Annotated in this window: 11 protein-coding genes; all 11 read right to left on the reverse strand. The window is 31.4% G+C overall.

The features are described from left to right. On the reverse strand, positions 1–1,069 hold a 1,069-nt coding region (locus WFK35_RS15185; RefSeq protein WP_336733301.1), incomplete at its 3' end, for a condensation domain-containing protein. A 12-nt stretch (positions 1,070–1,081) separates the two neighbouring features. Next, positions 1,082–1,606 carry a hypothetical protein gene (locus WFK35_RS15190; protein WP_336733303.1) on the reverse strand — a complete coding sequence of 175 codons (525 nt, stop codon included), beginning with the start codon at positions 1,604–1,606 and terminating at the stop codon, positions 1,082–1,084. After that, positions 1,590–2,486 carry a DUF6734 family protein gene (locus tag WFK35_RS15195; RefSeq protein WP_336733304.1) on the reverse strand — a complete coding sequence of 299 codons (897 nt, stop codon included), beginning with the start codon at positions 2,484–2,486 and terminating at the stop codon, positions 1,590–1,592. Before WFK35_RS15195 ends, WFK35_RS15190 begins: the two co-directional genes overlap by 17 nt. Further along, positions 2,452–4,101, reverse strand: a complete 1,650-nt coding sequence (locus tag WFK35_RS15200; protein ID WP_336733307.1) for an ABC transporter ATP-binding protein — start codon at positions 4,099–4,101, stop codon at positions 2,452–2,454. Before WFK35_RS15200 ends, WFK35_RS15195 begins: the two co-directional genes overlap by 35 nt. Further along, positions 4,102–5,664, reverse strand: coding sequence for a hypothetical protein (locus WFK35_RS15205; RefSeq protein ID WP_336733309.1), 1,563 nt, complete (start codon positions 5,662–5,664; stop codon positions 4,102–4,104). 17 nt (positions 5,665–5,681) lie between these two features. After that, a complete protein-coding gene (locus WFK35_RS15210) occupies positions 5,682–6,050 on the reverse strand; it encodes a hypothetical protein (protein ID WP_336733310.1) in 369 nt (122 codons plus the stop codon). Then, a complete protein-coding gene (locus tag WFK35_RS15215) occupies positions 6,047–8,404 on the reverse strand; it encodes an outer membrane beta-barrel family protein (protein ID WP_336733311.1) in 2,358 nt (785 codons plus the stop codon). Before WFK35_RS15215 ends, WFK35_RS15210 begins: the two co-directional genes overlap by 4 nt. Beyond that, the gene (locus WFK35_RS15220) at positions 8,388–8,645 is read right to left on the reverse strand and encodes a hypothetical protein (RefSeq protein WP_108410325.1); all 258 of its coding nucleotides are present in this window, start codon (positions 8,643–8,645) and stop codon (positions 8,388–8,390) included. Before WFK35_RS15220 ends, WFK35_RS15215 begins: the two co-directional genes overlap by 17 nt. Next, positions 8,642–9,205, reverse strand: coding sequence for a 2OG-Fe(II) oxygenase (locus tag WFK35_RS15225; protein WP_336733312.1), 564 nt, complete (start codon positions 9,203–9,205; stop codon positions 8,642–8,644). Before WFK35_RS15225 ends, WFK35_RS15220 begins: the two co-directional genes overlap by 4 nt. Continuing rightward, positions 9,202–10,017, reverse strand: a complete 816-nt coding sequence (locus tag WFK35_RS15230) for a JmjC domain-containing protein (RefSeq protein ID WP_336733313.1) — start codon at positions 10,015–10,017, stop codon at positions 9,202–9,204. Before WFK35_RS15230 ends, WFK35_RS15225 begins: the two co-directional genes overlap by 4 nt. A 5-nt stretch (positions 10,018–10,022) precedes the next feature. Further along, a partial coding sequence (locus tag WFK35_RS15235) for a DUF1611 domain-containing protein (RefSeq protein ID WP_336733314.1) occupies positions 10,023–11,552 on the reverse strand: 1,530 nt, incomplete at its 5' end.

The following is an 11,552-nucleotide window of genomic DNA, read 5'->3' on the forward strand; positions in this document are numbered from 1 at the left end:
CAGAAAGATTAATAAAAGATTTACATATTTTTCTGAAAAATTTTTCTTCATCCCATTTGAGCAGGGCATAATTATACACAAGATGTTTTGATAAAGTCATGAAATTCTTTGCTGTTTTAATGATTTCATAAGTACTCAAAGGATGATCTGCCGCAGGATAAAAGCATTCTCCGGAATATTCTCCAATACTGTTGAGCGAAAAAAAATCATTTTTTCCTGAAACTAAAAGACCTACGAGAGACTTTCCCTGATAAGGATAAATTGTCTTAGCAAAAACATGCATGAATATACTCACCCAGCTGATTCCTTTTTTCTGAATGATATTCTGAATTTCAGCAAAGTTTTGAATTGTAAAAGCGTGGAAATATGATTGCCCTTTTTTTGAATAGTCATCCAAAGGTGTATAATACTTATCTTTAACTAAACTTTTTATTTTATCATCATAATTTAAATCATTAAAACACTTGTAATCAATCTCTTTAATTACTGTATCATCGTATTCATAAAGAATATTCATCCAATATTTTTGATCCGATTCCAACGTCTTAAATAATTTACTATTTCTTTTCACAGCATACTGACCAAAATCAAAAACTTCTGTAACTTCTGCCCCTCCGTAATAATCAATCAGATCATTTTTAATTTTCTGCAGACCATTTGCATCACAGATCATATGGTGTGCAAATATTTTGAAAATAAGCATTTCTTTATGTCTGAAAATATGAAAATACATTAAAGGAGCGTCGTAAATGCTTAATGATTGATTTTCGATGCGTATCGGATGAAAATATTCATTGGGATTTTTTGTTTCAGATTCCTCCGGTAATATTCTAAAATAATCGATATTATTTTGCGGCAATTCTTTCAAATAGATTATATCATTTTCCAGTACAAATCTGCAATTCAGAAGTGTATATTTTTGATGCAGTTTCCTTATTGCGCTATTAATTTTATTTAAATCTATTCTTCTAAAATTGATATCAACTTCCAGAAAAATATTTCCCTGAGTTCGATACCTGTAAAAATCCTTAATCTGTCGGATAAAAGGATAATGATATTTAATTTCCATGGTTTTATAAAATTAAGCGGGTGTAACCAAAAAAACTGATAAAAACCGTTTTAGCATATATTCATAGAAATCTTCCCAGTATGACTGCTGATCTCTTCCGTTTTTGACAGAACTTTTCTCCACCAATTCAACGCCTGAAAATACTTTGGGTAAAGAAAGGAACTGTGTAAAAAACCGTCTTTCGTACATAAGGTATAACGGAAGTATTTTAGGCTCTGCAAATGCTATATACTTAGGAATTAAAGCAATTGCTTTTTCTTTACTGTAAGAGGTATAAGTATATTGACTGTTAAACACGGAAACAAATGGATTACACTGAAGTTTTACATCCAGAAATTTATCTTTCGGCAAACTGAGAATTCTGTTGGTTTCCAACAAGTGGTTTTCTTCAAATTCCAGCAATTGCTCTTTACTTATCGCGTAAATATCATTTATTTGGATATGTTTCTCTATTTTTCTGATCTCTTCCTGTATTTCCACATGAGATAGATTATTATTAATCCATGCAGTCGTAAGTTCGTTAGACAGTAACTTCATGAGTATTGTATTTTTTGATTATTCTGTTGTAATATTCCGGGAATTCCTGCCAAAGGGTTTCTGCAACAATACACATATTGTGGGCCTCTTTTTTATGATCTCCAATGAGGTGTATAAACAGTGTATTTTGTCTGTCATGAAAATCCAGTAAACTATTAAAATTATCCAAGGGTGTTTTAGGCATCGGCAACAATGTCTTTATTTCTCGTTTCTGATGGTGTGCAAAACACGAAAATAAATACTGCTCAAAAATACACGGGAAACATATATTCTCACCCTGAAGATCATTCAGGATATGTAAATTTTTATCTACAAACTGAAATGATTCTCTGCAAAAATTCTTAAAAAAATCCAGATCGTTTCCTCCTATAATTCCTGCATTGTACTGGGAACCGTCTTTTAACATTTCTGAATCTGTATTTAAAAATTCAGGGAAAAATGAAAGCTGTCTTTTTAATTTTCGCAGGTTGTATTTGTGATGTCCGTTATCCATTTCAAAAGACTGGGCAACCAAAGGAACATTATGGAAATCTGCAAGTGATTTGCAAATAAAAGCGTCATTATCAACATGAAAAAAAGGTTCATCTTGTAACGAATACGTATAAATTTTCCCTAATGCCCAAACATGATTGTATTCTCCGTACCTTTCGGTAAGATCATCAAGACAGACATGAACTTTGGTATAAGGAAGTTCCAATAGATCTATCAGAAGGTTTTTTCCAACTTTGTCGGTATATAATTCTACATTTTCGTAAAACTTTTTTGCTCTTAAAACACTCAGAGCAAAAGTCATGTACTTATTAAGGTTTAATTTAATAAATTCTCTCTGATTTCTTGTGGATAAATCAGGATGTGACCAGTAACTTTGTATTATTTTCATAGGATAGTTTTTCAAAATCGATTATTTCGTCGCAAAATTCATGAAGATTATTTCTGTGGGAAATGATCAAAATAATTGCATTGGGTAATTTTTCTCTGATATTTTTAAGAATAATTCTTTCCAAACCAACATCCAGCGATGCTGTAGCTTCATCGAAGATGATGATTTCGGGCTGTTTGTAAAATACTCTCGCAATGGCTATTCTCTGCTTTTCTCCGTCAGATAGAGTACTTCCGCTAAAAGTGATCGTTGTATTTTCATGATCTTCCAGACGATCAATAACATCGGAAAGACAGATAATCCTGATAATTTCACGAAATTCCATGATGTTTTCTTTTTCTGCTCCGTATTTAATGTTATTAATTACCGTATCATGAAAAAGCTGATTTTCCTTTTCAATCAGACCAATAAGAGAGGTGAGATTTTTAACCTTATCAATAGAAATATTATTGATATTGATGTGTCCCGAATCCGGATTGATAAAATTCATGATGAGATTGACCATTGTGCTTTTCCCGATTCCGCTTTTACCTTTTATTCCATATGTTTTCCCACTGTTAAAAATGTATGAAAAGTCTTTCAATATATATTTTTCATGATATTTAACCGTTATATTTTTTAATGTAATCGTTGAAACTTCAAGCACTTTTTCTTTTAAATCATCCGTATTTTCTTCTTTGGTAATGTTATCGTAGATTCTTTTCATTGAAACTTTTGACTGAAAAAATTCGTTGGCTCCCGCTGCAAGCCCGATAATAGGTGCGTAAATCCTGTTTAGGTATTGTATAAAAGCGATAAGGGTACCTATTGTCATTAAATCGGAGTATACAAGCTTTCCTCCGTACAAAAGAATGATAAGCGGACCAATGGCAATTAAGAAGGTTGTAATATTTGAGCTTATCCCGTTCCAGTATGTATTTTCAACTGCATTTTCGCGCCATGTATTGTGATAATTATTGAGGGTTTCTATTTCTTCGGAGAGAACATTGTTACTTTTAAGAACCCGTATGTTTCTTATTCTTTCTAAGAAATAATTATAGATATTTCCTTCGATGTCTACTAATTTCAGATACGTTTTTTTAATTTTTCCTTTCAAGGCAAATGTATTGATGATCAAAAAAGGTAAAACCACTAAACTTACCAAAGTAAGACTTACGTTAAAATAAAACATAACTCCCAGAACTCCGATCACCACCATACTGTTGTTGATATAATTAAGCAATGTCGAAGAAAAAAAGTTCTGTACTTTATCCACATCATTGGTTAAAAGATATATCAGTTCGCCTGTTTTACTTTCTTTGAAAAATGACGTATCTTTTTTTAGCAAATTTTTATATAAAACTCTTCGGATATCTGCAATGATCTTTCGGCTTACATTTACATATAAGATCCCGGAGTAAAATGAAAAACCTATTCTTATAATATAACATCCCAAAAGCAGCAGAACGATTTTTACGAGATCTTCATAAGTTCCCTGAGGAATGGTTTTATCTATGATAATTTTCAGAGCATAAGGAGTTACCAGTGACAAAGCATTGGTAATAACAAACAATACAATAAGCAAAATATAGTGCCTGATATATTTTTTAATGATATAAAAATAAAATCTGAACATTTAGTTTTCTAATATTTCTTCTATTTTATCGCACAAAATTTTATGCGGAATTTTGTTAGGAAAAAGTGATACCTCATCAAAATTTCTGATTGTAAGAATGTCTTTTTTTTCGGCAAGAAATGCCTCTCCATTTTTAGTAATGTAAGAAAGGCAGTTTACATATTTAAAATTCCACCACAGCAAGGGATGATAATCATTAACATAGGTTTGTTTCCCTGTATAGACGATGCATTTTTTTCTTTCTTTTTCGAGGATGTTGTGCAGATAATAATTAATGCCGTTGAATAAATGTGCAAGACCTGTACAAGGCGACAACAGTCCGTCTACATAATCTGATGCCATTAAAGACATTTCTTTTCTTATCCCAAGTTTTCCCGGAAAAATAATTTTATTGAAAATATCAGGCTTTAAATCTTTTTTCAAAATATTCTTCAGGTCGTTACTTTGGCTGAACAATAGTATTTTATATTTTTTCTCTTTTACAAGCCATTGTATGATTTGCAGAAAGACTTTTTGATCTATTATTTTTTCAGCTTGGGATGCCTCATTAATTAAAGCAAATATTTTATCTTCTTTTTCTATTCCGTGGGATTCAAGCCAAAGATCTGCATCATTTATTTCTTCATTTTTTATTTCAATCTTATTATAGTGTTTTTTGTTGTACAAAAGCTGCCTTTTGAGATCATCAAGCATAAAATATTTTCCGAAAGCAACAGAATGAAAGCTCTTATTTTTCTCATGATCTACCGGAAATGTATAGGTTAAAACCGGTTGAGAGTTATTCTCAATTTTGTTTTTAACATTATAATACAACAGAAATTCTACAATAACGAGATCATATTCCTTAAAATCTATACTATAAACAGAAGAATTAAGCAGTCTTACATTTTCGGGAAAAGATGACGAATAGATCCTTTTAATATGATGATAATTCCTGACACTGGTAACATAAACATCAATCTTTTTAGAAGGCTGTTTTTCGTTAAGAACAAACAGCTTATAGTTAAGATCATAATACCAAAAGCAACTGTCTCCGATGAAGAAATTCTGATTGAAATCGCATACAATACAGATCTTTTCAGACTTTGTTATATTTATTTCATATTGCTCACTTTCAGCCGGAAGAATATTAAGTGTCAAAAAATTCTTAAGTTTTTCATTAATTGATTTGATGTCAAACTGTAATTTTTGTTGTTTGATATATTCTGCAATACCTGGAAAACTTAAATTAGGATTGCTTTTATTGTTAAAGAAATAAACATTTTCAAAAGATCTGCCTTCCTTCTGACTGTTAAAAAAGTCGGCTTCTGAATGATAATGAGCGATCACGACATCATATTCATCTGTTTCATTTTTATTAAAATCATTTTTAAATGATACATTCTTCATCAATTCTTTCGGCAAAAACAAATTCTTTACTTTTTGATCCCGGTCTGCAAAAATTATTTCTTCATGATGAAAAATCGTAAGTACAGCGATGAGCTGACGGATAACATCAGGATCCCATTCATCTTCTTTAAAAAGACAATGGTGATCCAGAAGTATTAATATTTGCTTTTTCATGATTCAAGAAGTTTGTTTTAATTAGGTCTTATCAAAACAGATCCTGAGCTTCCAACGGAGCTTATCTGTACCGTAAAAGACTTTTCATACCCAGCCAGTGAAATCTCTTTTTTAGATTCTCCGGAGAGCTCAATACTTTTTATCAGTTCTTTATTTTTTTTGAAAAATTCCAACTTCACGGACTGATCTTTTAAATAATGTTCTATCACGAAGTTTTTGCTTTGAGACTGGCACGGAATATCAAATTTCACTTTTTTATGCAGCTTTACGAATTTCATTCTGATTCCGCATTCCGAGATTTCATTTTCCCATTCTTTCTGATAAAAAAATGATGTTGTTGTAAGACATAACATCATTAGTACTGTAAAAACTGTTAATTTTTTCATTTGTTTAATCTATTTTGTTGTTCGGCATTGCTGTTATCAAATGATTCTCTTTGAGTATTTTTTTTACCTGCATTGAAGTTGTAAGTAAGTCCCAAAGAATAAAATCTTGTAGGAAGTCTGTTAACAATACTCCTTGTGAAATCATTTTCATCAATATTTATTTTAATCTTTCTCAGCCGGAAAGGATCTACTGCATCAAAGCTTAGTGACAAGGCGTCTTTAAAGAAAGATTTTCTTAATGTAAAATTCAGACTTTGCTGGCTGTCCAGAAAATATTTGTTCCATAACGATTTGCCTTTATAATCGTAGTTGATATCCAAATAATATTTGTGTGGAAGCGTCAATTTTGCAGACAATGAATAGTATGGACAAAACACATTTATCTTTTCGCTGTCAAAAGTTACCTGTTTATAACTGTTGCTTGTAAAAATATTCAGTTTAAACCATTTTGTAATATCGACCGGAATAAAAACATTCCAGTACATTTCGTTTTCCTTATTCAGGTTTGCATAGGTTTTGTAAGTAATATTCTCAAGATTATCCAGATAATATACTTCGCTGATCATACCTTTTGTTGTATTGAATCCTGCTTCGAAAGAGTATTTATCTTTCAGCAAATAAGACACCTTAAAATTGTTCTGGAAAAATGGCATTAATGAAGGGTTTCCTACATTAATAAATCTTGTATCTTCTATATCTTTAAAAGGATTCAGCAACTGGAAAGATGGTCTTGTTATTTTTCTGTTGTAAGAAAAGTTGATATTTCCTTTTCCCAGATCTTTCTGTAAAAATACTGACGGAAAAAAATTCCACCTGTCTGCATCAATCTGATATTGCGAGAAAGAATCTTCTCCATGATATGCAGTACGTTCAACCCTGCCTCCAATATTAAATGAAACGGAACCTATTTTACTCTGATAACTGCTGTAAAAAGATAATATATCTTCTTTGTATCTGTAATCCGAGCTTTGATAAGTCTGCGAATAATCTATTTCATTTTTACTTAAAGAAGAGATAAACTTTGTTCCCAGTCTCAATTTATTATTTTGATTAAAGACATAATAAAGATCTGCATAACCAATGTGCATATCAATAGAAAGAGGATTTTGTATTTGGAGAAAATCCGGAGCTCTTCTTTGTGAATCATCATTCAGATAAAAAAACGAATCTACATTGGAAGCATAATTATTAAAATAGCCAATATAATTATATCCTGTCTCCAGTTTACTTCCTAAAGAATCGATCTTGTATTTGTAGCTTATATTTAATAAATGATTTTCTAATCTAATTTTTTTTGAATTATTAATAAAGTCTAAAGAGTCTCTCGTGTTTCTGAAATATTCCAGATTGGTTTTTCCTGTAGATTTTATATTATTTACAGAAAAAGTATAATCGGCAGTCAGAATATGCCTGGATGTAATCTCGTAATCAATTCCTGCTTTTAATTCGTTATATCTAGGAGATTCTACATATTTTTCTTTCTGAATGGTCGAAAAGTTGGACTGGGTATATTTCTGAATTTCATCATTATCAGAATAGCTTTTACCTGTATAATTATTGTATCCTAAGAAATAATTTACTTTATTCGTTTTGTAATTGAGCCCGAATCCGGAAGAAAAGCTCGTATATCTGTGTTGCTGAATATTTTCATAGATATATCCACTCAGTCCGTAGTTATAATTTTTCTTTAAGATAATATTAATGACTGCATTTTTTTCGTCCCCTTCATATTCTGATCCCGTTTCTGAAGTAAATTCTATTTTTTCAATGGACACAGAAGAAATAGACTTCAGATAATTCTGAAGCTGCGCTCCGGACATTCTTATTTTTTTTCCATTAACATACACCGAGACTCCTTGCTGACCACGATACTGTATTCCATTGGCGATATTTGCGTTAACTCCGGGAACAATATTCATCAATGTATATCCATTATCTCCGGATTTGTATATAGATCTGGAGATATTAATTGTGGTTTTATTAAGTTCTCTTGTGATTAATTTTGGAGCCGCGATTATCACAACGCCTTCAATTACACTTTCTTTTTCAGAGCTTAGTGTGAAATCCTGTTTAATATTTTTATCTACGAAAATATTTCTAAATTTTTCTTTATTCGGATATAATAGCTGAAGAATATATCCTCCTTTCGGAACATTTCTGAAGAGATATTTCCCATCCTTTTCGGTAAAAGAATTGGCAACTATAGCTGAGTCTTTTTCGGCTCGAAGCAACACCTGTATATCTCTTACAGGTAAAGAATTACCAGATACCGTTCCTTCTACAGAATATTGTGCATGAAGAAATATCCCTAAAAAAAGAAAATAAAAATTATATGTATTAAACAGTTTTTTCATTTGTATGTTTCATTACTGCTGCAGTAATTTTTCCGATAGATTCAAAAAAGGAAATATCAAGCTCATCATCTTCAAATTCAATATCAAACTCTTCTTCAAGATAGGTAATAAACTGTAATGTAAGCATTGATTCTGAAGGTAAAGTCTGTATTTTTTCCTCGGTGGTCATCTCACTAAAAATGCTGTTTTGGGAGGTAATCGTATCCAAAATAGCAACAATTCTTTGTTCTGTACTTATCATAGTTCTAAGTTTTTATAACAATATTTTACCGCTAAGGTATATCTGGGTGTTTTACAGATTCTGGAAGGCAATCCTCCTTTGTGTTCTATATCTCCGTTAAAAATCACGAATCTTCCTGGTTTTGGAAGTACACAGAATTGTGAATCTCCTTCTGCATAGAAAATGGTTTCTCCGTCATAATTTTTCTCCCAATACTCATTGATGTAATAAAGTATGGTAATATCTCCTCTGTCTTTCGGGCAATCTCTGTGAGGAAATTCTACGTCTCCGTAAAGAGACAGATTGATGTAGGCTCTGAAAAGTTTGTAATCCTCTGAATCCTTGACAAACTGATTAAGAAGTTCTTTGGATTTTTTTCCTAAAAATGTATTGTTCTCAAATTTTTCTGTATCAAAATTCACAACATACTTCGGGAACTGATCTGCATGATTACTTTTTTCCGTTCTGGCATAGCTCAGCGAACTTGCAAACTTATAAAATGACTCTACTTCTGTCTGTGTAAGAACATCATCCACAATGTAGACATTTTTATCTTCTACGGTTTCCTGTCTCAGTTTCATAAGTTTCTTATTTTAAAGTTGGTCATTCCGGTTGCGATAATATTATTGATGAACTTCTTATTGTTTTTATTGTCAGATTTTGCAAAAAACTGTTTAACGTTCTCATAATTGGTTTCATTCATGAAATTTCCTGTGTATGCGAGTGAAGTTTCCAGATTGATTACAAAATGAAAAGTATCACTTGGTACATACATCATTTCTCCCGGATTCTGAACTACCATTAATGGTTTTATATTGCTATTCAGTAAGTTTTCAATATTTTCAATACCGAATTTTTCTTTTTCTTTTTTAATAATGGAATTATATGCTTTTGGATAAATAAACCATAGTTTCTTACCTTTCAATAGAAGAAGCCAAGAATTAAACTTCCAGACATCGGTATGAATATTTGTGAATGTATTTTTATTTCCGTAATAAAGCCATGTAAGTTCTTTTTTTTCTTTTTCAGTAGGATAAGATTTGTACCAACACTCAAAAATCTGTGGAGCATGTATTTTAAAATCGATGCTTTTCATATTTAATCTTAAGTAGTATGCAGTGCTGCCACTCTCGAAATAGCTTTTAAAGCTCATTTTACTGGCTTCCTTCTCTTCAGTAGATTCGAATTCCCAGTCTTTTGAATGAAAAGTTTTCTCCAGTTCGTCAAAATCAATACTTTCATACAGGTTTTTAAATCTTGATTTCAAAAGTACCGGAACTTCCGGATACCCATATTTTGCTTTGAAATCTTTTGCCGTAAGATCAGAAAAATCATTAATCTCTATCGAAGGAAGTTTGTCTTTTATCTGATCAAAAACTTTATTATAATCCATGGTGTTTATTGTTTAAAATAATGTTGAATTTGTTTTATTATTACCGTATCATTTTTATCATTCTTTATATCAATCACCGGCTTATCAAGATTTTCGGAGTAGAAAGACAGTTTTTCATCATATTCTTTGTCTGTAAGTCTGGTTTTTATAGTAATCCCCTTTTCATGTCTTATAATCCACGGAGTAAGGCAGTAGAACAGTACATCACAATAATTAAAAGATTTCACGGCATCAACCGTTCTCTTTATAAAATCTATTGTATCATCGGGACTGATTGTACATATAATTGCATCGGGATAAAAAGCATTTGTATAAATAAGTTTTTCCGGTAATTTATTAACATATACAGGATGTTTGGGCAAAATTCCGCTTTGAATTCCCGTAATGATTATATCCGGGTTTTTCTTTTGCTTTGAATAATTTTTTAATCCGTTAATGATATGATACCATTCTTCAGCTTCAACTTTTACAGAACTTTTGTGCCCGAAAGGGAAAACAGAATCTGCACCTAAAACACAGCCTTGCGGTTCTGTCGAGATAAAGGAAACTTTATAATTGCTTTTTTCCAGAACTTTTTTAATTTTTAGCTGGGTAGTAAATTTTCCCTGTTTACTGTTGGTTCCTATAACACAAATTGAAGGGATCGTTGTTTCGAATGAAGAAGAAATGTTCATGTAAATATCTTTCTTCATTTGGCGGTCAATATGCGTTAAAAAAATCTCTCCTTTGTAATGGATTTTTTCATTTTTAATAATATTTTTAATGATCGATTTTACTGAAGCATCCCAGAGAATAAAATTTTTATTTCTCCTGAGACATTCAGTAATTAGCTTTAATCCGAATAATGTGTTGATCTCATCTTTCAGATCATTAAAATATCCTACAACCAAAGTATCAAATAAGAGAAAATCCTCATCTTCAAGTTTCTTTGTTAAGGGAATCCCATTTGTATTTTTTTCTTTATGAATGATGTTTCTTGGTGTGTCTATGATTAAAGAAATGTCATATTCAGACTGTTCTTTATTTTCGATAATCGATTGTATTTCTTTTTCATCAAAAGGAAAAAGAGCCAGCTTTCTGAAGTTTTGAGATGGTTTTAAAACTTTTGTAAGAGCTGTAATATCTTCTTTAATGTATTCTCTGATATTTATGATATTCCGACTGATTTCAGTATCATGTTTTGTAAGGCTGAAAATACTAGTATCAGAATTTTCTTCAAGCCACTTTTTAAGATCCGGAATAGTTTTCCATTCTTCGTTCCTATACGCATTGCTTACAATGCCTGTAATATGTGCTGTTGCAAGACTGGTTCCTACACTGAAAGCAAAAGAACGATTGGGAACGGCAACTCTCTGAAAGCCCCCCTTTGCAATAATATCGTAATTGTCATTCAGTACTTTGAAACTTTGTTTCTCTTTAATATAACCTGTTCCTACAGAAAATGTCTGTGTAAAATTAGCAGGAAAACACTGTTTTGAAGCATCATAATAATTGGCAGCAAAAACGGGAATTCCTTTTTCATAGGATCTGTTGAT

The sequence above is a fragment of the Chryseobacterium sp. VD8 genome (assembly GCF_037149975.1).
Classification (GTDB): Bacteria; Bacteroidota; Bacteroidia; order Flavobacteriales; family Weeksellaceae; genus Chryseobacterium; species Chryseobacterium indicum.

Coding starts and splice junctions, on each gene's coding strand:
- WFK35_RS15190 (WP_336733303.1), bottom strand. CDS start 1,606: ATGAAGTTACTGTCTAACGAACTTACGACTGCATGGATTAATAATAAT.
- WFK35_RS15195 (WP_336733304.1), bottom strand. CDS start 2,486: ATGAAAATAATACAAAGTTACTGGTCACATCCTGATTTATCCACAAGA.
- WFK35_RS15200 (WP_336733307.1), bottom strand. CDS start 4,101: ATGTTCAGATTTTATTTTTATATCATTAAAAAATATATCAGGCACTAT.
- WFK35_RS15205 (WP_336733309.1), bottom strand. CDS start 5,664: ATGAAAAAGCAAATATTAATACTTCTGGATCACCATTGTCTTTTTAAA.
- WFK35_RS15210 (WP_336733310.1), bottom strand. CDS start 6,050: ATGAAAAAATTAACAGTTTTTACAGTACTAATGATGTTATGTCTTACA.
- WFK35_RS15215 (WP_336733311.1), bottom strand. CDS start 8,404: ATGAAAAAACTGTTTAATACATATAATTTTTATTTTCTTTTTTTAGGG.
- WFK35_RS15220 (WP_108410325.1), bottom strand. CDS start 8,645: ATGATAAGTACAGAACAAAGAATTGTTGCTATTTTGGATACGATTACC.
- WFK35_RS15225 (WP_336733312.1), bottom strand. CDS start 9,205: ATGAAACTGAGACAGGAAACCGTAGAAGATAAAAATGTCTACATTGTG.
- WFK35_RS15230 (WP_336733313.1), bottom strand. CDS start 10,017: ATGGATTATAATAAAGTTTTTGATCAGATAAAAGACAAACTTCCTTCG.